Annotated in this window: 23 protein-coding genes; 16 read left to right on the forward strand and 7 right to left on the reverse strand. The window is 61.6% G+C overall.

Translation table 11 applies throughout. The annotated features are described in order from the left end of the window. Window positions 1-86: 86 nt before the first annotated feature. Window positions 87-1619, reverse strand: a complete 1533-nt coding sequence (locus tag C4J90_RS02605) for an AhpA/YtjB family protein (protein ID WP_124413681.1) — start codon at window positions 1617-1619, stop codon at window positions 87-89. A 133-nt stretch (window positions 1620-1752) separates the two neighbouring features. Here C4J90_RS02605 and serB point away from each other — a divergent pair, with 133 nt between their 5' ends. After that, complete coding sequence (gene serB, locus C4J90_RS02610) at window positions 1753-2967, forward strand: phosphoserine phosphatase SerB (protein WP_124361009.1); 1215 nt, start codon at window positions 1753-1755, stop codon at window positions 2965-2967. Window positions 2968-3083: 116 nt separating this feature from the next. Here serB and asd read toward each other — a convergent pair whose 3' ends face one another. From asd to C4J90_RS02625, 3 genes are read right to left on the reverse strand one after another with little or no spacing between them, the layout of a single operon-like run. Further along, complete coding sequence (gene asd, locus C4J90_RS02615) at window positions 3084-3944, reverse strand: archaetidylserine decarboxylase (RefSeq protein WP_124413682.1); 861 nt, start codon at window positions 3942-3944, stop codon at window positions 3084-3086. A 16-nt stretch (window positions 3945-3960) separates the two neighbouring features. Beyond that, window positions 3961-4776 (reverse strand): rhodanese-like domain-containing protein, encoded by an 816-nt coding sequence (locus C4J90_RS02620; RefSeq protein WP_124413683.1) that lies wholly within the window; start codon window positions 4774-4776, stop codon window positions 3961-3963. Window positions 4777-4833: 57 nt separating this feature from the next. After that, entirely contained in the window at window positions 4834-6369 is a 1536-nt protein-coding gene (locus tag C4J90_RS02625; protein ID WP_124419153.1) for an HDOD domain-containing protein, read from the reverse strand. Between the two features lie 167 nt (window positions 6370-6536). On the opposite strand from C4J90_RS02625, the gene motA reads away from it, so the two are divergent. Continuing rightward, window positions 6537-7388: a flagellar motor stator protein MotA gene (motA, locus tag C4J90_RS02630; protein WP_124361013.1), complete on the forward strand. Its 852-nt coding sequence runs from the start codon at window positions 6537-6539 to the stop codon at window positions 7386-7388. 3 nt (window positions 7389-7391) lie between these two features. Further along, window positions 7392-8411: a flagellar motor protein MotB gene (gene motB / locus C4J90_RS02635; protein ID WP_124413684.1), complete on the forward strand. Its 1020-nt coding sequence runs from the start codon at window positions 7392-7394 to the stop codon at window positions 8409-8411. Between the two features lie 60 nt (window positions 8412-8471). Here motB and C4J90_RS02640 read toward each other — a convergent pair whose 3' ends face one another. Both C4J90_RS02640 and rsgA read right to left on the reverse strand, forming a co-directional pair. Then, window positions 8472-8867 (reverse strand): type II toxin-antitoxin system PemK/MazF family toxin, encoded by a 396-nt coding sequence (locus C4J90_RS02640; protein WP_124361015.1) that lies wholly within the window; start codon window positions 8865-8867, stop codon window positions 8472-8474. Between the two features lie 285 nt (window positions 8868-9152). Then, window positions 9153-10184, reverse strand: a complete 1032-nt coding sequence (rsgA, locus tag C4J90_RS02645) for a small ribosomal subunit biogenesis GTPase RsgA (RefSeq protein ID WP_005784215.1) — start codon at window positions 10182-10184, stop codon at window positions 9153-9155. 108 nt (window positions 10185-10292) lie between these two features. Between rsgA and orn the strand changes: the two genes are divergently transcribed. Together orn and C4J90_RS02655 are read left to right on the forward strand one after the other, a co-directional pair. Then, a complete protein-coding gene (orn, locus tag C4J90_RS02650; RefSeq protein WP_010213620.1) occupies window positions 10293-10835 on the forward strand; it encodes an oligoribonuclease in 543 nt (180 codons plus the stop codon). 178 nt (window positions 10836-11013) lie between these two features. After that, window positions 11014-11631: a trimeric intracellular cation channel family protein gene (locus tag C4J90_RS02655; RefSeq protein ID WP_177412764.1), complete on the forward strand. Its 618-nt coding sequence runs from the start codon at window positions 11014-11016 to the stop codon at window positions 11629-11631. Here the strand turns inward: C4J90_RS02655 and queG are convergent. Beyond that, window positions 11628-12692 carry a tRNA epoxyqueuosine(34) reductase QueG gene (gene queG, locus C4J90_RS02660; protein ID WP_124419154.1) on the reverse strand — a complete coding sequence of 355 codons (1065 nt, stop codon included), beginning with the start codon at window positions 12690-12692 and terminating at the stop codon, window positions 11628-11630. The genes C4J90_RS02655 and queG overlap by 4 nt on opposite strands. 63 nt (window positions 12693-12755) lie before the next feature. Here queG and C4J90_RS02665 point away from each other — a divergent pair, with 63 nt between their 5' ends. The 11 genes from C4J90_RS02665 (at window position 12756) to C4J90_RS02715 (ending at window position 25026) form a co-directional block, all read left to right on the forward strand. Continuing rightward, the gene (locus tag C4J90_RS02665) at window positions 12756-13616 is read left to right on the forward strand and encodes an NAD(P)H-hydrate dehydratase (protein ID WP_124413685.1); all 861 of its coding nucleotides are present in this window, start codon (window positions 12756-12758) and stop codon (window positions 13614-13616) included. Further along, window positions 13604-14074: a tRNA (adenosine(37)-N6)-threonylcarbamoyltransferase complex ATPase subunit type 1 TsaE gene (gene tsaE, locus C4J90_RS02670; RefSeq protein ID WP_124361019.1), complete on the forward strand. Its 471-nt coding sequence runs from the start codon at window positions 13604-13606 to the stop codon at window positions 14072-14074. Before C4J90_RS02665 ends, tsaE begins: the two co-directional genes overlap by 13 nt. A gap of 15 nt (window positions 14075-14089) precedes the next feature. Next, window positions 14090-15511 carry an N-acetylmuramoyl-L-alanine amidase gene (locus tag C4J90_RS02675; protein ID WP_124361020.1) on the forward strand — a complete coding sequence of 474 codons (1422 nt, stop codon included), beginning with the start codon at window positions 14090-14092 and terminating at the stop codon, window positions 15509-15511. After that, complete coding sequence (gene mutL / locus C4J90_RS02680; protein WP_124361021.1) at window positions 15511-17424, forward strand: DNA mismatch repair endonuclease MutL; 1914 nt, start codon at window positions 15511-15513, stop codon at window positions 17422-17424. The genes C4J90_RS02675 and mutL overlap by 1 nt, the downstream gene beginning before the upstream one ends. Then, window positions 17424-18395, forward strand: a complete 972-nt coding sequence (gene miaA / locus C4J90_RS02685) for a tRNA (adenosine(37)-N6)-dimethylallyltransferase MiaA (protein WP_124419155.1) — start codon at window positions 17424-17426, stop codon at window positions 18393-18395. Before mutL ends, miaA begins: the two co-directional genes overlap by 1 nt. A 93-nt stretch (window positions 18396-18488) precedes the next feature. After that, the gene (gene hfq / locus C4J90_RS02690) at window positions 18489-18749 is read left to right on the forward strand and encodes an RNA chaperone Hfq (protein WP_016976904.1); all 261 of its coding nucleotides are present in this window, start codon (window positions 18489-18491) and stop codon (window positions 18747-18749) included. Window positions 18750-18761: 12 nt separating this feature from the next. Then, complete coding sequence (gene hflX / locus C4J90_RS02695) at window positions 18762-20063, forward strand: ribosome rescue GTPase HflX (RefSeq protein WP_124361023.1); 1302 nt, start codon at window positions 18762-18764, stop codon at window positions 20061-20063. Between the two features lie 96 nt (window positions 20064-20159). Beyond that, window positions 20160-21335 (forward strand): FtsH protease activity modulator HflK, encoded by a 1176-nt coding sequence (gene hflK / locus C4J90_RS02700; protein WP_124365625.1) that lies wholly within the window; start codon window positions 20160-20162, stop codon window positions 21333-21335. Continuing rightward, entirely contained in the window at window positions 21335-22201 is an 867-nt protein-coding gene (gene hflC / locus C4J90_RS02705; RefSeq protein WP_003188064.1) for a protease modulator HflC, read from the forward strand. The genes hflK and hflC overlap by 1 nt, the downstream gene beginning before the upstream one ends. 293 nt (window positions 22202-22494) lie before the next feature. Then, window positions 22495-23682, forward strand: a complete 1188-nt coding sequence (locus C4J90_RS02710; RefSeq protein ID WP_124361025.1) for an ATP phosphoribosyltransferase regulatory subunit — start codon at window positions 22495-22497, stop codon at window positions 23680-23682. Between the two features lie 54 nt (window positions 23683-23736). After that, window positions 23737-25026 carry an adenylosuccinate synthase gene (locus C4J90_RS02715; RefSeq protein ID WP_124365627.1) on the forward strand — a complete coding sequence of 430 codons (1290 nt, stop codon included), beginning with the start codon at window positions 23737-23739 and terminating at the stop codon, window positions 25024-25026. The last annotated feature ends 67 nt before the right edge of the window (window positions 25027-25093 follow it).

The following is a 25093-nucleotide window of genomic DNA, read 5'->3' on the forward strand; positions in this document are numbered from 1 at the left end:
CGATGGCGGTGGTTCAGTGAGTGATGTGCTGACTGATACTCCGCTATCGGGGGCAAGCCCCTTCCCACAGGGAGCAATTGCGTGCCTTATGTCTTTGTGCGCGTCTCATGCATCCGCGCCAGCTGCCGTTCCAGCATTGAGGGATAAGGTTCCATCAAGCGCTCCACACAGCTGGCGCCCTCAGGGCTGGCAATCGGGCGGATGCGTGCGCGTTGGCGGATCAACGTGTCTTCACTGATCTTGCGCTCCACCAGCAGCAGGTTGCGGCTGTGTTGCGACAAGGCCAAGGCATCCTGGGCGATCTCGGTCAGCAGCAGGTCGATCTGGCTGATGCCGAACAGGTCATCACCCACTGTCAAACCCAGCTGCAGTTGCAACGTGATGCCGCTGTCCGCGACTTCGATCTGCAGGGCATGACCCAGGGCGCGCAGCAATTCGCCGCAGCAGATGGCGTTGGTCAGGTAGTCCTCGCCGCTGTCTTCGCTGTGGAACAGCATCAGCGTGCTGCCGTCGTTCAGGGTGTGCAGTTCGCTCTGGTAAAGCGAAGCGGCCTGGTCGAGACAGTCGCGGTAGCGTTCCAGCAGTTCCGTCAAGCGAGCGCGGGGCAAGCGGCGCAGTTGGTCCTGGGCACCCAGTTGCACGGCGAGTACGGCGCTGTACTGAGGTTCGCTGCTTTTGGCGGGAAGCGGCTTCGGCGCCACGACGGGCGCGGCCTCGGCGGTATCGCGCAGGTCGGCGAACGGGTCTTCGTCGTCAAGCTCGTCTTCTTCGGCCTTGATTACATGTCGCGGCGCAGGCTTCAAGCCCGCCACCGGAGCGCTTTCGTCAAAGCCTGGGTCGCGCAGGTCGCGTACTTCAAACTCAGGCTCGTCGGTGTAGTCGGCGTCGTCGTACTCGGGTTCGGGTTCGACTTCAGGCACGGTCGGCTCCGGGGCGAAGCTGGCATGCAGCTGGCGCGCCAGGTCGCCGATTTCGTCCTGGCGGTCGGTGGCCGGGGTGTGTTCGTCGATATCGCGCAGCCAGATGCGCAGTTGCATCAACGGCGTGGAAATATGCCGTCCCAGGCGCAGGCTCAACGCCAGGGCGAGGGCCAGCAGGATCGCGCTCAAGATGCCCATGCTCTGCAGGCTGATGGTCATCGGCTGCTGGAATTGCTGCATGTCCAGGCTGATGCGCAATTGGCCGGCTTTTACATCCTGAAACGTGATATTGCTCTGATACAGGCCCTCGGCTTCGCCCAGCAGGCCGTTTTTCGGGCGCTGCCCGGCTTCGGCCATGATCCGGTTGTCCACGCTATAAATGGCGGCGTGGGCCACCAGCGGGTTCTTGGTCAGGTTGTTGAGCAATACATTGAGGCTGAGGATGTCGTTGGACACCAACAACTCAGTCGCCGAGGTGGCGGTCTGGGTGGTCAGGCTCTCGCCGAGGGCGTCGGCCTGCTCGTGCATGGCCTGCTTGAACTGCAAACCCATCACGCAGGCGTAGATCACCAGGGCCAGGGCGACCAGGATCACGTTATGGCTGGCGATGCGTAATGCGATCGGTACACGGCGGTGGCGCAGTGCCCGGAAGATCAGCAGGAAGAAGTTATCGGTTTTTACTGGCGTGGGCCGGTTCACTTGCGCTCGGCTCTTGGTCCGTGAAGTTGACGCGCAGTATAGCGACAGGCCCATGACCGGCAAAGCGCTGGCTGTGCCCGATGGTCACTGAAAGTGGGTAGAATGCGGTTTTTTTCCAGCCTGGGGGTGCGCTTTGCGCGAAATCGTCCTGATCAACATCACAGGTCTTGACCGACCGGGTCTCACCGCTGCCATTACCGGCGTTCTGGCCCAGGGTGGTGTGAACATTCTCGACATCGGCCAGGCGGTGATCCACGACACCCTGTCGTTCGGCATCCTGGTGGAAATCCCCAGCAACGAGCAGGCCTCGTCGGTACTCAAGGACATCCTGTTTACGGCCTACAAGCTGGATCAGCAGGTGCGTTTCACGCCAGTGTCCGAAGCCGATTACCAGCATTGGGTCGAAGGCCAGGGCAAAAAACGCCATATCGTGACGTTGCTCACCCGCAAGGTCACGGCCGAACAGTTGCAGCGCGTCAGTTCGATCACCGCGCACTACGGCTTGAACATCGACCATATCGACCGTCTGTCGGGGCGTATGCCTTTGGACACGCCCGCAGACAAAGGCAAGGGCTGCATCGAGTTCTCCGTGCGGGGTGAGCCGGCCGATGCGCAGGCGCTGCGCGCTGAATTCCTGAGCGTGGCTCAGGAGCTGAATGTCGACATCGCCTTCCAGGAAGATTCGCTGTTCCGGCGCAACCGTCGCCTGGCGGTGTTCGACATGGACTCCACGCTGATCGAAGCCGAAGTCATCGACGAACTGGCCAAGGCCGCCGGTGTGGGCGAGCAAGTCTCGGCCATTACCGAGCGCGCGATGGCCGGCGAGCTGGATTTTCGCGCCAGCTTCAAGGAGCGCCTGGCGCTGCTCAAAGGCCTGGATGTGAGCGTGCTCGATTCAATCGGCGCGTCCCTGCGTCTGACCGAAGGCGCCGAAACCCTGTTCGCCGAACTCAAGCGCCTGGGCTACAAGACGGCCATCCTGTCTGGTGGCTTCACCTACTTTGCCAAGCAGCTGCAAGCCAAGCTGGGCATTGACTACGTGTTCGCCAACGAGCTGGAAGTGGTGGATGGCAAAGTGACCGGCGTGGCGGTGGAGCCGATTGTCGATGCACAACGCAAGGCGGACCTGCTCAAGGAGCTGGCGCACAAGGAAGGTTTGCGTTTGGAGCAGACCATTGCGGTCGGCGACGGCGCGAACGACTTGCCGATGCTGGCGATTGCGGGATTGGGTGTGGCGTTTCGCGCCAAGCCATTGGTCAAGCAATCGGCCAAGCAGGCAATTTCGACCTTGGGGTTGGATGGGGTGCTGTATCTGCTGGGCTTGCGCGATCGCGACGGTCAGCTCTAACTCGACAGATCATTCCCACGCTCCGCGTGGGAATGCCTTCTGTGACGCTCTGCGTCAGGCTTTGGGGGCGCAGAGTGCCCTGCGCTGCATTCCCACGCAGAGCGTGGGAACGATCATCAGGCTTTAGGTGAGCCGATACCCTGGCCCATCTGCACCGGCGTGCCCGCCGCCAGTTCCTGCGCCCACTGCACTTGGCCCGGCCCGAACAGCACGATCGCGGTAGAACCCAGCTTGAAGCGACCCAACTCCGCACCTTTCTCCAGGTGAATCGGTGCGCGAGCAGCTTCGTCATAGCGGAAGGTTTTCAGCTCGCGCTTCGGTGGTGTTACCAGCCCGGCCCACACCGTCTCGATCGAGGCTACGATCATTGCGCCCACCAACACTACGGCCATCGGGCCGCGTTCGGTGTCGAACAGGCAGACAACCCGCTCGTTACGCGCAAACAGTTCCGGCACGTTCTCGGCGGTGGTCTGGTTCACCGAGAAAATCCGCCCCGGTACGTACACCATCTCACGCAAGGTACCGGCCAGCGGCATATGCACGCGGTGATAGTCCTTGGGCGACAGGTAGATAGTGGCGAAGTCACCGCCCATGAACGGCGCTGCCAGCGCGGCGTCGCCACCGAGCAATTCCAGCACGCTGAAACTGTGGCCCTTGGCCTGGAACACACGGCCATGTTCGATCGGGCCGAGCTGGCTGACAGCACCATCGGCCGGGCTCAGTACGGCGCCGGGGGTTGGGTCCAGCGGGCGCGCACCGTCTTTCAATGCGCGGGTAAAGAAGGCGTTGAAATGCTCGTAGGCGGTCACGTCTTCAACCAGCGCCTGGGACATATCCACCTGGTAACGCTTGGCGAACCAACGGGTGAAGGCGTTCTTGAACCAGCGCACACGGCACTCGGCAATGCAGCCGGCCAAGCGCGACAGCAGGTGGTGCGGCAGCAAGTACTGACTGAGGATAAACAACTGCTTTTTCATTAAGTGTCCTTAAGCTTCAAATCTCGACGGGGGTGTCGGGGTGGTTGCCCCATTCGCCCCAGGAACCGGCATAACCTTTGACTCGCGGATAACCGAGCGCCTTGGCCACCAGGTAGGTGAAGCCAGAGCGGTGGTGGGTCTGGCAGTGGGTGATGATTTCTTTATCGCGGGTCAGCCCGAGGTCTTCGAGGATTTGCGGCATGTCGCGGCGGATGCGCAGGCTACGCGCCTCGTCCATGCCAGCGGTCCATTCGAAGTTCACCGCGCCGGGAATGTGCCCGGCTTTGGCCGCGAGCACTTTTTCGCCGGAATACTCCAGCGGGCCGCGTGCGTCCCAGATACCCAGGTCGGCTGCGCCCAGCCGGCTTTGCAGGTATTCGCGGGTGGCGGTGGGGCCGTCGTGCAGCGTAAGGCTGACCGGGCCACCGGCGGGCGCGGGCACCTCGGTGGAAACCGGGTGTTTTTCCTCCAGCCACGCCAGAAGGCCGCCGTCGAGGTAGTGATACTTCTGGTGGCCGATGACGTCGAGCATCCAGATAAAGCGCCCGGCCCAGCCGCCGCCTTCGTCGTCATAGACCACATAGGTGGCGTCGGGGGTGTGGCCCAGCTCGCCGAACAGTTTTTCCAGGTCGACCTTGTGCGGCAGCAGGCCTGGCGCGGGTGGTTGGCCCAATTGGGTGCGCTTGGGGTCAACGAAATGCGCGCCGGGGATATGCCCTTCGGCGTAGCGGGCGGCACTGGTGAGGTCCACCAGAATCAGGTGGTCGGCATCCAGGCGACCTTGCAGGTCGCTGGATTCGATCACCAGCGGCAAGCCAGAGAAGTCAGGCATGTGAGGTCTCCTGGGCACAAATGTTGGCGATAAAGGAGGGCGATTGTAGCGCAAGCATCAGGCGCTGCGGTTGGTAAAGCTGTGCAGGGCTTTTTCAATGCATTGCGCGGTTTTACCGAAGGCCTGCACGGTGGTTTCCGAGAACGGCCCGCCACCCTGGTCCGCCACCATCAGCATCACCACGCGGCCATTGCAGCTCAGCGAGCGCAACAGCAGGTGCTCGCCGGTAAACAGGCGGCGCAGGATCGGTGGCAGCAGAGCGGAGAATTGCGCATGGTTGTCAGGGCCGAGACGCACCTGGGCGGACTTTTCCAGCAGGCGTTGCAGCAATGTACTGTTGACCACATCCAGGCTCAGGTTGGCAGCGTCCCTGGGCAAGCCATCGGCCTGATGCGCACGCAAGGTGCTCAAGGCGCGATCCGCCATGAACAGCAACACGCGCTGCATGCCGCTGGCGACCAGGGCTTCCTTGGCGCAAGTGGTCAGGTGCATCGCGTTGGCAAAGCGGCTCGGCTCGACCAACAGCTCGGTGCAGCGGCTGCGCCACAGTGCCAGTGCTTCGGCCGTGGGCGGCGGCGCGGGCAACAGGCCACGATGGACTTTTTGCACATGCCACGGCCAGATCAACGACAGGGCCGGGTGCCAGAGGTCAGGCATCAAGGTGCTGCGCGCGCTGGTCACCGCTTGCTGGTGCACCTGCTGCTGCACATCGCCCAGTGGCTCCTGCAGGTACAGCGCAGTGAGGTATTGCCAGCGCTCGGTGTGCGGGCAGGTCCAGGACTCCTGCGCCGACATCGCCAGGCCGTTGGCCAGCAGTACGGTGTTGGCCGGCTGGTTCAGCCAGCGGCGCAGATTGGGGTCGGCGTCGAGTAGTTGTTGGTGGCGCAGAGGGTCGTCTTCGCGCGCGATGCGCAGTGCCTTGACCAGCAGACGACGCTCGCCCAGCAGCAGGTGATAGCCCTGGGACACCCAGATCGGCAAGTGCCAGGCTGCCGTCAAAGCAAGGCACAGGTCCAGCAGGCGCACGCCGAATAATTGCTGCTCGACCTGGCGCGCCGACTCGCCTTTGTGGATCACCCGCAGTTCCCATTCCTCCAGGAGCTTGGGGTAGGCGACGGCCATCGGCCACAACGGTGACAGAAACAACAGGCTGCCCCAATGAATGTCTTGCCACAGACGCGCCAGGCGGTTGCCGAACAAGCCGTTGGCCTGCTGCGAGGCATGCTGGCTGATCAACAGCAGCTGGCGCAGCGCTACGGGAATTTCAAGGGCCGGCACCGAAGGCAGGCGTGCCAGCAGTTCCTCGGCGCGCTTGAGACCGAGGCGGTTGAGCGCCACTTCGAGGTTTTCCGCCGGTTCCGCCAGGCTGCCGTGAGTGTGGCTGTTGGCCTCGCGCATCACGCTGAGCACCAGGGCCGGGCTGTCTTGCATCAGTTCGGCAATGTCTCTTAACGAGCTGCGGCTGTCGCGGATGGCTTTGCACACGCGCTCGTGGCTGGCCTGGGGAACGGGCAGCAGCACGTCGTCCAGGCGCTTGATCCAGGCGGCGAGTGTGGCGGGTTTTGCAGTTGGGACTGTCGTTTCATTAGCCATGATTGGGGCGCGATCGTCACTTGTGTTCAACACGCCCGGAACGGGCTGAATTGGCTTTTCGCCTTAACGGGCTATAGTCTGGCGCAGTTTTGCCGATAAGTAGAACAAGAGTTTTTCAGCTGCACCCACTATGTCCATGAACCCGACGGCGCAAGTACAGATCCCCTATGGCTAAAATTATCGGCATCATTGTCGTCATCGCAAGTGTGCTCGGTGGGTACGTCCTGTCCCACGGTAAAATTGCCGCGCTGATTCAGCCTTTCGAAGTGTTGATCATTGGCGGCGCCGCATTTGGCGCTTTCCTGCAGGCCAACCCCGGCTACATGACCATGCATGTGATCAAGAAGTCGCTGGGCATGTTCAGCTCGCGCTTCTCGCACACGTTCTATCTGGAAGTGCTGGGGCTGGTCTACGAGATCCTCAACAAGAGCCGCCGCGAAGGCATGATGGCCATTGAAGGGGATATCGAAGACGCCGCCGCCAGCCCGATCTTCGCCAAGTACCCCGCCGTGCTCAAGGACGAGCGCATGACCGCGTATATCTGCGATTACCTGCGCATCATGTCCTCCGGCAACATGGCTCCCCATGAGCTTGAAGGCCTTTTCGACATGGAGCTGTTCAGCCTCAAGGAAGAGCTGGAGCATCCTTCCCACGCGGTGACCGGCATTGCCGACGGCATGCCCGGTTTCGGTATTGTTGCGGCGGTGCTGGGTATCGTGGTGACCATGGCTTCCCTGGGCGAGGGCGACCAGGCGGCCATCGGCATGCACGTCGGCGCGGCGTTGGTCGGGACCTTCTTCGGTATTCTCGCGGCCTACGGTTTCTTCGGCCCGCTCGCCACGTCGCTGGCCCACGATGCCAAGGAAGAGATCAACCTCTACGAAGCGATCAAAGCGTGCCTCGTGGCTTCGGCATCCGGCATGCCGCCATCGCTGGCGGTAGAGTTCGGACGCAAAGTGCTGTACCCGAAACATCGCCCAAGTTTCGCCGAGCTGGAACAAGCGGTTCGCGGTCGCTAAGCCATGGAAAACAACCAGCCGATCATCATCAAGCGCGTCAAGCGCTTCGCCGCGGGGCACCATGGCGGCGCCTGGAAAATCGCCTTTGCCGACTTCGCGACGGCAATGATGGCGTTCTTCCTGGTGCTGTGGCTGATGTCCACCGCTACCCCTGAACAGAAGATCGCCATCGCGGGTTACTTCAAGGACCCGATTGGTTTTTCGGAAAGTGGTACGCCCTTCGTGATCGACCTGGGTGGCTCGCCGCAGTTGGCGCCGGAGCGCACCATCAACCCGGAAGTGCAGACCGAATCGCCCCAGGAAAAAATCCCGATCGAGCGCGATAAGGTCGAAACCATGGCCGAACAGGTCGAGAAAGAACGCCTCGAGCTGCTGTTGCAGGAGCTGCAGACCAAGGTTGAGGAAAACCCGCAACTGCTGAAGTTCAAGGATCAGATTTCCTTCGAGATCACCCCGGAAGGCTTGCGCATCCAGATCACCGACGCGGCCAACCGGCCGATGTTCGATTCCGGCAGCGCACGCTTGAAGCCGTACTTCGAAGATATCCTGCTGGCCATGGCCGACACCATCAAGGCGGTGCCGAACAAGATCAGTATCAGCGGTCACACCGATGCCAAGCCCTATGCGGGGCAGGGCGACTTCGGCAACTGGGAGCTCTCGGCCAACCGCGCCAACGCCGCCCGCCGTGCGCTGGTGGCTGGCAGCTACCCGGACCCGCAAGTGGCGCGGGTGGTGGGCTTTGCGTCATCGCAGCTGTTTGACCCCAAGGAACCGTTCAACCCGATCAACCGTCGGATCGACATCGTCGTGCTGACCAAAAAGGCCCAGCGTGCGATCGAAGGCGATCAACCGCCGCCGCCACAGCCGGCTCAGGGTGATGGCGCCCCCGGTGAAGTACCGGCGGACCCGAACGCGCTCCCGCCAGGGCAGGAGCCGCTGCCGGCCCATGAACTGCGCCAGAAGCTGAACCTGTTTGATGATGGCGGCGTGAAGGACCCGACGGCGCCTGCGCCGGGGTCGTAAGCGGTCTCTATAAGCCAGAAATGAAAACGCCCCGATCAGCCGGGGCGTTTTCATTTGCGGTCAGAGTGGCAGGTACGCTTTGACGCCACCGATTACGCCTCGCATATCATCCTCGCACAGGCGCGGTACGAAGTACTCTCGCCCCTTGGAGCGGGTCTTTCTGTGCAGTTTGTCGAGGCGTTCGAAGCTGACGGTGTAAATCATGTCGCACTTTACCCATAGCTCTTTGTAACCGTCGGATTGAAGTGGGTTGGTGCGTAGCAGATGGTGCCAGTCGTGCCGGATATCTGGTGCAGTAGAGGAAATCGGCACCACGGTGCACAGTTTGCGAGTGTGTGTAGAGGTTGGGGATATCACTACGACCTTACGGATCTTCAGCATCTCCGGAGCCACAAAGCCCCGCGTGAAGTCGCACAGCAGTACATCGCCCTGTTTGGGGTGATAGTAGAGAGCCAAATGTTAATTCCCCACAAAAAGCAAAGCCGCCCGAAGGCGGCTTCATTCGACACGCAGCGGAGCTTGCTTCGCCCCTTCTGCGCCGCTGGATCAACTCCGAAAAGGATCCAGACTCCTGCCAGCTTTCGCTGGTGACGGAGCAATTATGGGCATCAGAAAATCCGAATACAAGCCAGCTTGTGTTGTAAGCCACCGAGTTGGCCTGAATTCTTGATGCCTGCACCTATTAAATCAATGGATTATGAGGATTATCGTCCTGATTTATGTGTATCAAGAAATTGACCGTCAGTAACTGCTCTCAGGCAAACTCGCAATAATCGACCGATAGCTGTTCATCCGTTGCTGCTGCACGCGGCCATCTTCCAGGGCCTTGAGCAATGCACAACCCGGTTCGCGGTCGTGTTTGCAGTCGCGGAAGCGGCAGGTGCCGATCAGGTCGTTGAACTCGATGAAGCCCGCTTCCACGTCGCTGCGGCTGACATGGCCGAGGCCGAACTCACGAATGCCTGGGGAGTCGATCAGCTCGCCGCCTCCGGGGAAGTGGAACAGACGTGCGGTGGTGGTGGTGTGCGTGCCTTGGCCGGACAGCTCCGACAGCGGGCCGACACGGGTGTCGACTTCCGGCAGCAGGCTGTTGACCAGCGACGATTTGCCCACGCCGGACTGGCCGACAAACACGCTGATACGCCCGTCCAACTGCTGTTGCAGCTGTTCCATGCCGTTGCCATGGTGTGCCGAGACTTCCAGCACGGGATAACCCAGGGTGCGGTAGACCGCCAATAACGCGTTAAGCGCCGGCGCGTTCTGCTCGTCGATCAAGTCGAATTTGTTCAGCAGCAGCAGCGGGCGGATACCGGCATGCTCGGCAGCGACCAGATAGCGGTCGATCAGGTTGGCATGGGGCTCGGGCAGCGGCGCGAACACAATCACGATCATGTCGACGTTGGCCGCCACCGGCTTGAGCTGGCCGCGGCTGTCGGGGCGGCGCAGTTCGGTGCTGCGGGGCAACTGGGCGACGATCACGCCGATGCCCTGGTTGCCGGCGCGCCAGACCACCTTGTCGCCGGTCACCAGCGCAGGCAGGTTGGCGCGCAAATGGCAGCGGGATACCGAGCCGGCGAGCTCGCCTTCCAGCGCCTCGACTTCGACCTGCACGCCGAAGTGCGCGATCACCAGGCCCGTTTGTTCGGGACCCAGGTCGCCGCCCTCAAGCGCTTCCACGGCGGAGGACTCTCGTTTGGCGGCGCGCGCTGCGCGTTCACCTTGAATCTTTTCGATGCGCCAGTTTTGGCGACGATTGAGCTGGCGTTTGGCCATTGGTGTTCCGTGTCGATAATGCAAAAGTTGGGTGAAACGGTCGCGAGTCTAGCACGGCGCCGCCTGCTAAACTGCCCGGCTACGCCAAGGTGCCAAGAGAATCAAGCCATGCAAAACCCACAGAACCTGATTTGGATCGATCTCGAAATGACCGGTCTGAACCCCGACACCGACGTCATCATCGAGATGGCGACGATCGTCACCGACAGCAACCTCAACACCTTGGCCGAAGGTCCGGTGATCGCCATCCATCACAGCGACGCGGTGCTCGCCACCATGGACGAATGGAATACCCGCACCCACGGCAACTCCGGCCTGACCCAGCGAGTACGCGACAGCCGCATCAGCATGGCCGAAGCCGAAGCCGAAACCATCGCGTTCCTGGAAAAATGGGTGCCCAAGGGCAAATCGCCGATCTGCGGTAACAGTATCTGCCAGGACCGTCGCTTCCTTTATACGCATATGAAGGCGCTGGAGAGCTACTTCCATTATCGCAACCTGGACGTGTCCACCTTGAAAGAGCTGGCTGCACGCTGGGCGCCGGAGGTCAAAGACAGCTTCCACAAAGGCAGCACGCACTTGGCGCTGGATGATATTCGCGAGTCGATCGCCGAGTTGCAGCATTACCGCAAGCATTTCATCAAGGCTTGAAGACCTTCCGCCTTGGATCGTTCCCACGCTCCGCGTGGGAATGCAGCCCAGGACGCTCTGCGTCCCAATGTGGGAGGGGGCTTGCCCCCGATGGCAGGCGACTCGGTTTATCGCCAAGCGCCCCCTTTTGGTGCCATCAGCAAATGATTAGACTGCCGGCCTCTCTGCAAGGATCGCCATCATGCTGCTGATGCTCTACCTCATCGCCATCACCGCCGAAGCCATGACGGGTGCCTTGTCCGCCGGCCGGCGCGGCATGGACTGGTTTGGCGTGGTGCTGATCGCGTGCGTGACGGCGCTGGGTGGCGGTTCTGTGCGCGATATGTTGCTGGGGCATTACCCGCTGACCTGGGTCAAGCACCCTGAATACCTGGTACTGACCTCCGTCGCCGCGCTGGTGACTATCTTTATCGCACCGCTGATGCGCCATCTGCGCTCGCTGTTCCTGGCGCTGGATGCCGTGGGGTTGGTGGCGTTCACCTTGATCGGCTGCATGACCGCCCTGGAGATGGGGCATGGCATGCTGGTCGCCTCGGTCAGTGGCGTGATCACCGGCGTATTCGGCGGCATCCTGCGGGATATTTTCTGTAATGACATCCCACTGATCTTCCGCCGTGAGCTGTACGCCAGCGTGTCGTTCCTTGCCGCCTGGTTTTACTTGCTGTGCCTGTATCTGGAATTGCCCAGCGAACAGGCGATCCTGTTGACCTTGTTCAGCGGCTTTCTACTGCGCCTGCTGGCGATACGGTTTCATTGGGAAATGCCCAAGTTCGTCTATAACGATGACGTCCACTAGCGGGCGGCGTGCTGGTTCAGCGCCCATTCCACATGCTCACGCACCAGTTCCGACGGGTAGTCGCGCCGCGCCTTCAAAGCTTCCAGCACCGGAATGCTCGAGGGGGCATTGCCCAGGCCCACCGCCAGGTTGCGCAGCCAGCGCTCGTATCCGGCACGGCGCAAGGGTGAGCCTTCGGTGCTGCTGAGGAATTTATCCTCGTCCCACATAAACAGTTCGGCCAGGGTCGCGTTATCCAGATTGTGCCGTGGCTTGAAATCGCTTTCGCCAGTGGGTCGGGCGAAACGATTCCACGGGCAAACGATCTGACAGTCATCGCAACCGAATACCCGGTTGCCGATCAGTGGGCGCAGGTCCTCGGGAATGGCGCTCTTGAGCTCGATGGTCAGGTAGGAAATGCAGCGCCGGGCATCCAGCACGTAAGGGCCGACGAACGCGTTGGTGGGGCAGATGTCCAGGCAAGCCGTACAGCGGCCACAGTGTTCGGTGGCATGGGGTGGGTCGACCGGTAACGGCAAATCGACAAACAGTTCGCTCAGGAAGAAATAGCTGCCGGCCTTGCGGTTGAGTACCAGGGTGTTCTTGCCGATCCAGCCGAGGCCGGCCTGTTCGGCGATGGCTTTTTCCAGTACGGGTGCGCTGTCGACAAAGGCCCGAAAGCCGAACGGCCCGATTTGCGCCTGAATACGGTCAGCCAGTTGCTGCACGCGCTTGCGGATCAGCTTGTGATAGTCGCGGCCCAGGGCGTAACGCGAGACATAGGCTTTTTCCGGCTCGGCCAGTAGCTGTGCCATTTGCGTGTCGCCGGGCAGGTAATCCATGCGCAGTGACACCACGCGCAAGGTACCGGGCACCAGCTCTTCGGGGTGGGAGCGTTTGCTGCCATGGGCGCCCATGTAGTCCATCTCGCCGTGGTAGCCCGCGTCGAGCCAGCGTTGCAGGTGCTGTTCATGCTCAGCCAGGTCGAGACCGCTGATGCCGACTTGTTGGAAACCCAGCTCGCGGCCCCAGTCTTTGATCGATTGGGCGAGGGCGGGCAGATCGGAGGTAATAGCGGGCATGAGACACGGGAAACCACAGGTTAGATGCGTATAATTCTGCCAGACATCGGAGCTTGAAGACGCATGCCTCAGACAAAACACGAAATAACCGACGTGCAGCCGCTGTTGCCCGGCCACTTGCCGCAACTGGCTGCGCGCTCCCCGGACGCTCATAAAGGGCAGTTTGGCCATCTATTGGTGATTGGCGGCGACCGAGGCTTTGGCGGCGCCGCGCTGCTCAGTGCCGAGAGCGCGTTGCGCAGTGGCGCCGGCATGGTGTCCCTGGCGACCCGCGTGGAGCATGTTCCCGCCGCGCTGGCGCGCTTGCCGGAAGTGATGACCGTGGGCGTGAGTTCGGCCAATCAACTGATAGGCTTGCTGGAAAAAATCTCGGTCATTGTGATCGGCCCCGGTCTCGGGGATGCGTCCTGGGGTAAAAGCCTGCTGTCCGTCGCCGCCAACACGCACCTGCCGCAAGTCTGGGATGCCGATGCCTTGAATCAGCTGGCGACCGGCAGCGTCAGCCTGCCTGCCAACTGCGTGATCACTCCGCATCCAGGCGAAGCCGCGCGGCTGTTGGGCATTTCGACAGCCGAGGTTCAGGCCGACCGCCTTAAGGTGGCGCGCGCGTTGAGCCGTAAATTCGACTCAGTGGCTATCCTCAAGGGTGCTGGCAGTTTGATTGCAAGCCCGGACGGGCGCGTTTCACGTTGTGACCAAGGCCATCCCGCCATGGCGACGGCGGGGCTCGGTGACGTATTGGCCGGCCTCGTGGGCGCATTGCTCGCCCAAGGCATGCCGGCGTATGAGGCAGCTTGCCTGGCCGTGTGGTTGCACGCCACGGCAGGGGATCGCCAGGGCACCTTCGGTCGCGGGCTGGCAGCGAGCGACCTGATACCTGCCATTCGTCAATTGCTGGAGGAGCAGTCGCCGTGCCTGAAGTAAATCTTTTCCTGGCCGATGAAGACGCGATGGTCGCGTTCGGTCACGCTATTGCACGGGTGACGGGCGGGGCGGGGCTCGTCTTTCTCGAAGGTGACCTGGGGGCGGGCAAGACTACGCTGTCTCGGGGCATCATTCGCGGGTTGGGCCATACCGGTGCGGTAAAAAGCCCGACGTTCACCCTAGTCGAACCCTACGAGATCGGTGACGTGCGTGCGTTCCACTTCGACCTCTATCGCCTGGTCGACCCTGAAGAGCTGGAGTTCATGGGCATTCGTGATTACTTCGACGAAGACGCGCTGTGCCTGATCGAGTGGCCAGATAAAGGCACAGGCTTTTTGCCAAAGCCTGACATGACCATTACCATTACGCCGCACGAGCACGGACGTCAGCTGAAGTTGTTGCCCCAGAGCCCGCGCGGTGAAGCGTGGCGTGATGCTCTGGCATTGGAATTCAAATAATTGGTGGGGTTAGGTATGCGCTTTCGCGCGTTGGTTGCTGTCGTGGGGGTGTTGCTTGCGGCAATGACTGTCAATGCTGTGGCTGCTTCACAGGTCAAGAGTGTCCGCCTGTGGCGAGCGCCGGATAACACGCGACTGGTGTTTGACCTGTCGGGCCCGGTCCAGCACAGCGTCTTTACCCTCACGGCGCCTGACCGCCTGGTGATCGACATCAACGGTGCGACCCTGGCCGCGCCGCTGAAAGTCTCCACCGCCAACACCCCGATTACGATGATGCGTTCGGCCCAGCGTACGCCGACCGATTTGCGCGTGGTCATCGACCTGAAAAAGGCGGTCACCCCCAAAAGCTTCTCCCTGGCGCCCAACGCCCAATATGGCAACCGCCTGGTGGTCGACCTGTTCGACAACCCCGCCGATGCCGCACCGCCGCCTGCGCCGACGCCCAGCGTGGCGACGGTGCCGGCGGTGCCGGTCAATCCATCGCAGCCGCAGGTCAAGCTGCCACCGCCGCCGCCCGCTCCGGCAGGCAAGCGCGACATTATCGTGGTGATCGATGCCGGCCACGGTGGCGAAGACCCGGGCGCGTCCGGCTCGCGCGGCCAGCATGAAAAAGACGTGGTGCTGGCCATCGCCCGCGAACTGCAACGCCAGGTCAACGGCATGAAAGGCTATCGCGCCGAACTGACCCGTACCGGCGACTATTTCATCCCGTTGCGTGGGCGTACCGAAATCGCCCGCAAGAAGGGCGCGGACCTGTTCGTATCGATCCACGCCGACGCTGCCCCTTCCTCCGCTGCGTTCGGTGCGTCGGTGTTTGCCTTGTCCGATCGTGGCGCCACGTCCGAGACCGCCCGGTGGCTGGCCGACAGCGAAAACCGTTCCGATTTGATCGGCGGGGCCGGCAACGTCTCCCTCGATGACAAAGACAAAATGCTCGCCGGCGTACTGCTCGACTTGTCGATGACCGCCTCGCTGACCTCCAGCCTGAACGTCGGCCAGAAAGTCCTGAGTAACATCGGCCGGGTCACGTCGCTGCACAAACAGCGCGTGGAGCAGGCCGGGTTCATGGTGTTGAAGTCGCCGGACATCCCGTCGATCCTGGTCGAAACCGGCTTCATTTCCAACGCCAACGAGGCCTCGAAGCTGGCCAGTGCCAGCCACCAGCAAGCGTTGGCGCGCTCGATCAGCGCCGGCGTGCGCCAGTTCTTCCAACAGAACCCGCCACCGGGCACTTACATCGCCTGGTTGCGTGACTCCGGTAAAATTGCCCAGGGCCCGCGTGACCACCGCGTGCAGCCTGGCGACACCGTGGCCATGCTGGCCGTACGTTTCCAGGTCACGCCCGCCGCCTTGCGCAGCGCCAACAACCTGAAAACCGACGAGTTGAAAATTGGCCAGGTGTTGACCATTCCTGGCACCGAATTGGCGGCGCAGTAATGAGTGAATCTGTGTTGAATAGTGGCTCGCGCATCGAACTGCTCAGCCCGCGCCTGGCTAACCAGATCGCCGCAGGTGAGGTGGTCGAGCGCCCGGCGTCAGTGATCAAGGAACTGCTGGAAAACAGTATCGATTCCGGCGCCAAGCGCATTGACGTAGACGTGGAACAAGGCGGCGTCAAGCTGCTGCGGGTACGTGACGATGGCAGCGGGATCTCTTCAGATGACCTGCCGCTGGCCCTGGCCCGTCACGCCACCAGCAAGATTCGCGACCTGGAAGACCTTGAAAGGGTCATGAGCCTGGGCTTTCGCGGTGAGGCCCTGGCCTCCATCAGCTCCGTGGCCCGCCTGACCCTGACGTCCCGCACGCGCGGCGCCGAACAGGCCTGGCAAGTGGAAACCGAAGGCCGCGACATGGCGCCTCGGGTCCAGCCGGCGGCCCATCCGGTGGGCACCTCGGTGGAAGTGCGCGACCTGTTCTTCAACACCCCGGCGCGGCGCAAATTCCTCAAGGCCGAGAAAACCGAATTCGACCACCTGCAGGAAGTGATCAAGCGCCTGGCTCTGGCGCGCTTCGATGTGGCGTTCCATCTGCGCCACAACGGCAAGACCATTCTCAGCCTGCACGAAGCCAATGATGACGCCGCGCGCGCTCGGCGAGTGGCGGCCGTGTGCGGTGCCGGGTTCCTGGAGCAGGCGCTGCCGATTGAAATCGAACGCAATGGCTTGCGCCTATGGGGCTGGGTCGGCTTGCCGACCTTCTCCCGCAGCCAGGCCGATTTGCAGTATTTCTTCGTCAACGGCCGGGCGGTGCGCGACAAACTGGTGGCCCATGCGGTGCGCCAGGCGTACCGCGACGTACTGTTCAACGGTCGGCATCCGACGTTTGTGCTGTTTTTCGAGGTCGACCCCTCGGTGGTCGACGTCAATGTGCACCCGACCAAGCACGAAGTGCGCTTCCGTGACGGGCGCATGGTGCATGACTTCTTGTACGGCACCTTGCACCGTGCCTTGGGCGATGTGCGCCCGGATGACCAGTTGTCCGCGCCAATCGTAACGGCGGTGGTCCGCCCGAGCGGCCCTGAGGCCGGCGAGTTCGGCCCCCAGGGCGAAATGAGCCTCGCCGGTAACCTGTTGCAATCATCGCAGCCGCAGCCGAGTTACACCGCGCCCAACTCGGGCGCCGGCGCGGGTTATCAATATCAATACACCCCACGGCCGCAGTCGACCGTGCCGGTGGCTGAGGCCCAGGCGGCTTACCGTGAATTCTTCGCGCCGTTGCCGGGTGCCGAGCCGGGCATTGTTGCCTTGCCCGAGGGCGGCGGTGATATTCCGCCGCTGGGCTACGCGCTGGCGCAACTCAAGGGCATCTACATCCTTGCGGAAAATGCCCACGGCCTGGTGCTGGTAGACATGCACGCCGCCCACGAGCGGATCATGTACGAGCGCCTGAAGATCGCCATGGCCAGTGAAGGGCTCAGTGGCCAGCCACTGCTGGTGCCGGAATCCCTGGCAGTCAGCCAGCGGGAAGCCGATTGTGCCGAGGAACACCACGGCGTGTTCCAGAAGCTGGGCTTCGAACTGCAACGCCTGGGCCCGGAGACCCTGGCGATCCGTCAGATTCCCGCGCTGCTCAAGCAGGCCGAGGCCAATCGCCTGGTGTCCGACGTACTGGCGGACCTGATGGAATACGGCACCAGCGACCGTATCCAGGCGCATATCAACGAACTGCTCGGCACCATGGCCTGCCACGGCGCCATCCGTGCTAACCGCCGACTGGCCCTGCCGGAAATGAACGGCCTGCTGCGCGACATGGAAAACACCGAGCGCAGTGGCCAATGCAACCATGGCCGACCGACCTGGACCCAGATGGGCCTGGATGATCTGGACAAACTGTTCCTGCGCGGTCGCTGATGAGTGCTTTGCCCCCCGCGATCTTCCTGATGGGCCCGACGGCCGCGGGCAAGACCGACCTGGCCATCGAACTGACCAAGGTCTTGCCGTGCGAGCTGATCAGCGTCGACTCTGCCCTGGTTTACCGGGACATGGACATCGGCACGGCGAAGCCTTCGAAAGAGCTGTTGGCCCGGCATCCGCATCGGTTGATCGACATTATCGACCCGTCCGAAAGCTATTCGGCCGCAGATTTCCGTACCGACGCCCTGGCCGCCATGGCTGAAATCACCGCGCGGGGCAACATCCCGCTGTTGGTCGGCGGCACGATGCTCTACTACAAGGCTTTGCAGGAGGGCCTGGCGGACATGCCCCCCGCTGACGCCCAGGTGCGCGCCGAGCTTGAAGATCAAGCCGCGCGCCTCGGCTGGCAGGCCCTGCACGACCAGCTGGCGGCGGTAGACCCGGTGTCTGCGGCGCGCATCCACCCCAACGACCCCCAGCGACTTACCCGTGCGCTGGAAGTCTGGCGCGTCAGCGGCCAGACCATGACTGAACACAGGCTGAAACAAACTGCGCAAAGTGCTGATGCAGACGCATCTGGTCAGTCACAATTGCCCTATACTGTGGCGAATCTGGCCATCGCTCCGGCAAATCGCCAGGTGCTGCATGAACGAATTGCACAAAGATTCACAATTATGTTGGAACAGGGGTTTATGGAGGAGGTCGTAGCACTGCGTTCCCGAGGTGATCTGCATCCAGGATTGCCTTCGATACGCGCTGTAGGCTACCGCCAAGTCTGGGATCATCTGGATGGCAAGCTGACGTCAGCCGAAATGCAGGAGCGCGGCATCATCGCCACGCGCCAATTGGCGAAGCGCCAGTTCACCTGGCTGCGCAGCTGGAGCGATTTGCACTGGCTGGACAGCCTGGACAGCGACAATCTGTCACGCGCCTTGAAATACTTGGGAACGGTCTCCATATTGAGCTGAGTCCTTGCAATTGCCGTCTATCCTTGGGGGTGTGACGGCCATGAGCTATTTATTTTCCGATTTTTATTATTGATCCTTAAAGGAGTGCGGCACATGTCAAAAGGGCATTCGCTACAAGACCCTTACTTGAATACTTTACGTAAAGAGAAAGTGGGGGTTTCCATCTATCTGGTCAACGGTATCAAGTTGCAAGGTACGATCGAGTCGTTCGACCAGTTCGTGATCCTGCTGAAAAACACCGTCAGCCAGATGGTTTACAAACACGCTATCTCGACAGTCGTCCCTGTTCGTCCGATCCGTCTGCCTAGCGCAGCAGGTGATGAAGCAGCTGACGCTGAGCCAGGTAACGCCTGATAGGAGTCTCCTTTGTTCTTTGAGCGCCACGGTGGTGGTGAGCGAGTAATCCTCGTTCACTTGGATGGACAGGACCCTGAGGCGCGCGAAGATCCGCAGGAGTTTCAGGAGTTGGCAAATTCGGCCGGCGCCGAGACCGTTGCGTTTTTTAACGTGCCGCGTCATCGGCCAACCGCCAAATACCTGATCGGCAGCGGCAAGGTCGAGGAATTGCGCGACCTGGTCCACGCTGAAGAAGCCGATCTGGTGATCTTCAATCACACCCTCACGCCCAGTCAGGAACGTAACCTCGAACGTGTCTTCGAGTGTCGCGTGATCGACCGCACCGGTCTGATTCTCGATATCTTCGCCCAACGCGCGCGTACCCATGAAGGCAAACTGCAGGTCGAACTGGCCCAGCTTGACCACATGAGCACCCGTCTGGTGCGCGGCTGGACTCACCTTGAGCGCCAGGGCGGCGGCATCGGCATGCGTGGTCCGGGTGAAACCCAGCTGGAAACCGACCGGCGTCTGTTGCGGGTTCGCCTGCGCCAGATCAAGGGCCGCCTGGAAAAAGTGCGCAGCCAGCGCGAGCAATCGCGTCGAGGCCGTTCGCGTGCGGATATCCCTACCGTGTCCCTGGTGGGGTACACCAACGCCGGCAAATCCACACTCTTCAACAACGTGACGAAATCGGACGTGTACGCGGCAGACCAACTGTTCGCCACGCTCGACCCGACCCTGCGCCGCCTGGATATCGGCGACCTGGGGCCGATCGTCCTGGCCGATACCGTGGGTTTCATCCGCCACTTGCCGCACAAGCTGGTCGAGGCATTTCGGTCTACGCTCGAAGAGTCGAGCAATTCCGACCTGCTGTTGCACGTAATCGATGCGGCTGAACCGGATCGCATGCTGCAGATCGAGCAGGTGATGGTAGTGCTGGGCGAGATTGGTGCACAGGACTTGCCGATCCTCGAGGTCTATAACAAACTCGATTTGCTTGAAGGCGTCGAGCCACAAATTCAGCGCGACGAGAACGGCAAGCCCCAGCGGGTCTGGCTGTCGGCGCGTGATGGGAGTGGCCTGGAGCTGCTGGAACAAGCCATTGCCGAGTTGCTCGGCAGCGATTTGTTCGTGGGCACCTTGCGCTTGCCGCAGCGTTTTGCTCGACTGCGTGCACAGTTTTTCGAGCTGGGCGCGGTACAGAAAGAAGAACACGACGAAGAAGGTGTCAGCTTGCTGGACGTTCGATTGCCACGCTCGGAGCTCAATCGACTGGTCAGTCGCGAGGGTGTTGTACCGGCAGAGTTCATCGAGCAACACACTTTGCAATAAAAGCCTGAGAAAGCGGTTGTGCCGCGGTGGCAGGCATTCTGTAGCATTGGTCGGCGCGCCGTGGGTGCGTCTTTGCTTTATCAGATGGAGAGCGCTATGGCTTGGAATGAGCCGGGTGGCAACTCGAATAATCAGGATCCTTGGGGTGGTAAGCGCCGCAATAATGGCGACCGCAAGGGGCCACCGGATCTCGACGAGGCCTTCCGAAAGCTGCAGGAAAGCCTGAATGGGTTGTTCGGTGGTGGAAAAAAACGCGGTAGTGACGAGGGTGGTCGCACAAGCAAGGGCGGTGGCTATGGCCTGCTGGGCTTGGGCCTTGTCGTGCTTGCGGCCGTCTGGCTGTACAGCGCGGTCTATGTAGTGGACGAGCAGGAGCAAGCTGTGGTGCTGCGCTTCGGCAAGTACTACGAGACCGTCGGGCCAGGCCTGAACATCTATTTCCCGCCGATCGACAAGAAGTACATGGAGAACGTCACGCGTGAGCGTGCCTACACCAAGCAGGGCCAGATGCTGACCGAAGACGAGAATATCGTCGAAGTGCCGCTGACCGTGCAGTACAAGATCACCAACCTGCAGGACTTCGTGCTGAACGTCGACCAGCCGGAAATCAGCCTGCAACACGCAACCGAAAGTGCCTTGCGCCATGTGGTGGGTTCCACCGCTATGGACCAGGTGCTGACCGAAGGGCGTGAATTGATGGCCAGCGAAATCAAGGAGCGCCTGCAACGGTTCCTCGATACCTATCGCACCGGTATCACGGTCACCCAGGTCAACGTACAGAGCGCTGCCGCACCGCGTGAAGTGCAGGAAGCCTTTGACGACGTGATCCGTGCCCGTGAAGACGAGCAGCGTTCGCGCAACCAGGCTGAAACCTACGCCAATGGCGTGGTGCCGGAAGCCCGTGGTCAAGCCCAGCGCATCCTTGAAGATGCCAACGGTTACCGCGACGAAGTGGTCTCCCGTGCCAAGGGTGAGGCAGACCGCTTTACCAAACTGGTTGCCGAGTACCGCAAGGCACCTGAAGTGACCCGTGAGCGTCTGTACCTGGACACCATGCAGGAAGTCTTCAGCAATACCAGCAAGGTTCTCGTGACCGGCAGCAAGGGTGGGCAGAACAACCTGCTGTACCTGCCGCTGGACAAGATGATCGAAGGTGGTCGTAGCGGCGCCAGCGCGCCGTCCACCGGTTCGAATGCTGCTGCCAACGAAGCGAGCGCCCGTGCGGCCGCTGACTTGCTGCAACAGCAAACACGTACCAGGGAGAGCCGTTGATGAGCAATAAATCGCTGACCGCCCTGATTGTGGGCGTCGTCGTGGTCATCGCTGCCTGGAACTGCTTCTACATCGTGGCTCAGACCGAGCGTGCGGTGCTGCTGCAATTCGGTCGCGTGGTCCAGGCGGATGTCCAGCCGGGCCTGCATGTGAAAGTCCCCTACGTCAACCAGGTGCGCAAGTTCGACGCCCGCCTGATGACCCTGGATGCACCGACACAGCGCTTCCTGACCCTGGAAAAGAAAGCCGTGATGGTTGACGCCTACGCCAAGTGGCGCGTCAAGGACGCCGAGCGCTTCTACACCGCGACTTCCGGCCTCAAGCAGATTGCCGACGAGCGTTTGTCGCGCCGTCTGGAATCGGGCCTGCGCGACCAGTTTGGTAAGCGCACCCTGCATGAGGTGGTATCCGGTGAACGTGATGCGCTGATGGCTGACATCACCCGTTCGCTGAACACTATGGCGGAGAAAGAGCTGGGTATCGAAGTGGTCGATGTGCGGGTCAAGGCCATTGACCTGCCGAAGGAAGTGAACCGCAGCGTGTTCGAACGCATGAGCACTGAGCGTGAGCGTGAGGCCCGTGAGCACCGCGCCAAGGGTAACGAGCTGGCCGAAGGTATCCGTGCGGATGCCGATCGTCAGCGCCGTGTACTGCTGGCAGAAGCCTATCGCGAGTCTGAAGAGGCCCGTGGTGATGGTGATGCTCAAGCCGCGGCGATCTACGCCAAGGCTTACGGCCAGGACCAGGAGTTCTACGCGTTCTACCGTAGCCTGCGTGCCTACCGTGAAAGCTTCGCGAACAAGACCGACGTGCTGGTGCTGGACCCAAGCAGCGACTTCTTCCGCTACCTGGAAAAGTCCAAGTAACAGGCCTGTGATTCGGTAGGAACCACTCCGTCGGGCGGCTAAAATGCCTGGCGGGGTGATCCTTTCAGAAAACGGGTGTATGATGCGGCAGCCGGGAAATTCCCGGCTTTTTTGCGTCTGCATGTTCGATTCGGCAGGCGTGACAGGTTTTTCGAGGAAAGTGCCCGACGAGGCCGGTTACAGGTCGTTCGTCACGTCGCTCTTGCGCGTGGTTTATGCAGGCGGCGGGTATTTTCTGCTTCACTCAAGGCTCGGCCGAAGGCTGGCCGCCCGGATCATAGGGGAATGGCGTAATGGCAACGGTAGACCGCTGGCTGCTGCCAGATGGCATCGAAGAAGTACTGCCACCAGAAGCTGCGCGCATTGAAGTAGCGCGTCGCCAGGTGTTGGATCTGTTCCAGAGCTGGGGTTACGAGTTTGTCGTGACTCCCCATATCGAGTACCTGGAATCCCTGCTGACCGGCGCGGGCCAGGACCTTGATCTGCGCACCTTCAAGGTTATCGACCCACAATCGGGCCGGCAGATGGGGTTCCGTGCCGACATCACGCCGCAAGTGGCGCGTATCGATGCGCACACCCTGCGCCGCGAAGGCCCGAGCCGCCTGTGCTACGCCGGCAGCGTGCTGCACGCCCAGCCGCGAGCCTTGTCATCGTCCCGCAGCCCGATCCAGTTGGGCGCCGAGCTGTATGGCGATGCGAGCCCGAGCAGCGACGTCGAAGTGATCAGCCTGATGCTGGCCATGCTGCAACTGGCTGACGTGCCGGATGTGCACATGGACCTGGGCCACGTCGGTATCTACCGTGGCCTCGCTCGTGCCGCTGGTTTGTCCGGTGAAGCCGAGCAACAGCTGTTCGACGCCCTGCAACGCAAGGCGATTGACGAAGTGATCGCCCTCACCGAAGGCGTGCCGGCTGACCTCGCGCAGATGTTGCGCGCGTTGGTCAACCTGTGCGGCGGCCGTGAAGTGCTGGTGGCTGCGCGTGAGCGCCTGGCTAACGCGCCAGCGCCGGTGTTGGCGGCGTTGGACGATGTGCTGGCGATTGCCGAGCAGTTGTCGGCGCGCTTCCCGCAATTGCCGCTGTATTTTGACCTGGGCGAGTTGCGCGGCTACCACTACCACACCGGTGTGGTGTTCGCGGTGTTCGTTCCGGGTGTTGGCCAGGCCATCGCCCAGGGCGGTCGCTACGACGATATCGGCGCCGACTTCGGTCGCGCCCGTCCGGCCACTGGCTTTTCCACCGATTTGAAAACCCTGGTGACCCTGGGGCGTGCTGAGGTCGAGCTGCCGTCTGGTGGCATCTGGATGCCCGACAGTACGGACGCGGCACTCTGGCAGCAGGTTTGCCAGTTGCGCAGTGAGGGTCAGCGTGTCGTCCAGGCCTTGCCTGGGCAGCCATTGGCCGCCGCCCGTGAAGCGGACTGCGACCGGCAATTGATTCAGCAGAACGGGCTTTGGCAAGTATCGCCACTGGCTTCTTGAGTTTTCCTGCCGGCCATCGCCGGCACCAAGTTTGCGTGAATGAGGACAAGTGTTATGGGTAAGAATGTCGTAGTCCTGGGCACCCAATGGGGTGATGAGGGCAAAGGCAAGATCGTTGATCTGCTGACCGAACATGCTGCCGCCGTAGTGCGCTACCAAGGTGGCCACAACGCGGGTCACACCCTGGTCATCGATGGCGAAAAAACCGTCTTGCACCTGATCCCGTCGGGCGTACTGCGCGAAGGCGTGCAGTGCCTGATCGGCAACGGCGTGGTGGTTGCACCGGACGCCCTGTTGCGCGAGATCACCAAGCTGGAAGAGAAAGGCGTACCGGTGCGTGAGCGCCTGCGTATCAGCCCATCCTGCCCGCTGATCCTGTCCTTCCACGTGGCGCTGGACCAGGCCCGTGAAAAGGCCCGTGGCGAGCTGAAGATCGGCACCACCGGTCGCGGCATCGGCCCGGCCTACGAAGACAAGGTGGCGCGCCGTGGCCTGCGTGTGGGCGACCTGCTCAACATGCCGCGCTTTGAAGACAAGCTGCGTGAACTGGTGGATTACCACAACTTCATGCTGGTGGGTTACTACAAAGAACCGGCCATCGAGTTCGAAAAGACGCTGGCCGAGTGCAAGGAATACGCTGAGCTGCTCAAGCCGCTGATGCTGGATGTGACGGCCGAGCTGCACGACCTGCGTCGCGCCGGCAAAGACATCATGTTCGAAGGCGCCCAGGGTTCGTTGCTCGACATCGACCACGGCACCTACCCGTACGTGACCAGTTCCAACACCACCGCTGGCGGCGTTGCTACCGGTTCGGGTGTTGGCCCGATGTTCCTGGACTACATCCTGGGCATCACCAAGGCTTACACCACCCGTGTAGGTTCGGGCCCGTTCCCGACTGAGCTGTTCGACGAAGTCGGCGCGCACCTGGCCAAGCAAGGCCACGAGTTCGGCGCAACCACCGGCCGTGCCCGTCGTTGTGGCTGGTTCGACGCCGTTATCCTGCGTCGCGCTATCGATGTGAACAGCATCTCGGGCATCTGCCTGACCAAGCTGGACGTACTCGACGGTCTGGAAGCCATCAACATCTGCACCGGTTACAAAGACGCCGCAGGTAATGACGTCGCTCCAACGGACGCCGACAGCTACGTGGGCCTGCAGCCTGTGTACGAAGAAGTGCCGGGCTGGACCGAGTCGACCGTGGGCGCCAAGACCCTGGAAGAGCTGCCAGCCAATGCCCGTGCTTACATCAAGCGCGTTGAAGAGCTGATTGGCGCGCCGATCGACATTATTTCGACGGGCCCGGACCGCAACGAGACCATCGTTCTGCGTCATCCGTTCGCTTAATAAGCTGTTGATGTAAAAAGCAAAGGGCTCCTTCGGGAGCCCTTTGTCGTTTGTGTCTGGCAAGCGG

It is taken from the genome of Pseudomonas sp. R2-60-08W (assembly GCF_003852335.1).
Taxonomy (GTDB): domain Bacteria; phylum Pseudomonadota; class Gammaproteobacteria; order Pseudomonadales; family Pseudomonadaceae; genus Aquipseudomonas.

Bases quoted from the DNA above. Each gene is read 5' to 3' on its own strand.
- asd (WP_124413682.1), bottom strand. From the start codon at position 3,944: ATGAAAAAGCAGTTGTTTATCCTCAGTCAGTACTTGCTGCCGCACCAC.
- C4J90_RS02620 (WP_124413683.1), bottom strand. From the start codon at position 4,776: ATGCCTGACTTCTCTGGCTTGCCGCTGGTGATCGAATCCAGCGACCTG.
- C4J90_RS02625 (WP_124419153.1), bottom strand. From the start codon at position 6,369: ATGGCTAATGAAACGACAGTCCCAACTGCAAAACCCGCCACACTCGCC.
- motA (WP_124361013.1), top strand. From the start codon at position 6,537: ATGGCTAAAATTATCGGCATCATTGTCGTCATCGCAAGTGTGCTCGGT.
- motB (WP_124413684.1), top strand. From the start codon at position 7,392: ATGGAAAACAACCAGCCGATCATCATCAAGCGCGTCAAGCGCTTCGCC.
- rsgA (WP_005784215.1), bottom strand. From the start codon at position 10,184: ATGGCCAAACGCCAGCTCAATCGTCGCCAAAACTGGCGCATCGAAAAG.
- orn (WP_010213620.1), top strand. From the start codon at position 10,293: ATGCAAAACCCACAGAACCTGATTTGGATCGATCTCGAAATGACCGGT.
- queG (WP_124419154.1), bottom strand. From the start codon at position 12,692: ATGCCCGCTATTACCTCCGATCTGCCCGCCCTCGCCCAATCGATCAAA.
- C4J90_RS02665 (WP_124413685.1), top strand. From the start codon at position 12,756: ATGCCTCAGACAAAACACGAAATAACCGACGTGCAGCCGCTGTTGCCC.
- C4J90_RS02675 (WP_124361020.1), top strand. From the start codon at position 14,090: ATGCGCTTTCGCGCGTTGGTTGCTGTCGTGGGGGTGTTGCTTGCGGCA.
- mutL (WP_124361021.1), top strand. From the start codon at position 15,511: ATGAGTGAATCTGTGTTGAATAGTGGCTCGCGCATCGAACTGCTCAGC.
- miaA (WP_124419155.1), top strand. From the start codon at position 17,424: ATGAGTGCTTTGCCCCCCGCGATCTTCCTGATGGGCCCGACGGCCGCG.
- hfq (WP_016976904.1), top strand. From the start codon at position 18,489: ATGTCAAAAGGGCATTCGCTACAAGACCCTTACTTGAATACTTTACGT.
- hflK (WP_124365625.1), top strand. From the start codon at position 20,160: ATGGCTTGGAATGAGCCGGGTGGCAACTCGAATAATCAGGATCCTTGG.
- hflC (WP_003188064.1), top strand. From the start codon at position 21,335: ATGAGCAATAAATCGCTGACCGCCCTGATTGTGGGCGTCGTCGTGGTC.
- C4J90_RS02710 (WP_124361025.1), top strand. From the start codon at position 22,495: ATGGCAACGGTAGACCGCTGGCTGCTGCCAGATGGCATCGAAGAAGTA.
- C4J90_RS02715 (WP_124365627.1), top strand. From the start codon at position 23,737: ATGGGTAAGAATGTCGTAGTCCTGGGCACCCAATGGGGTGATGAGGGC.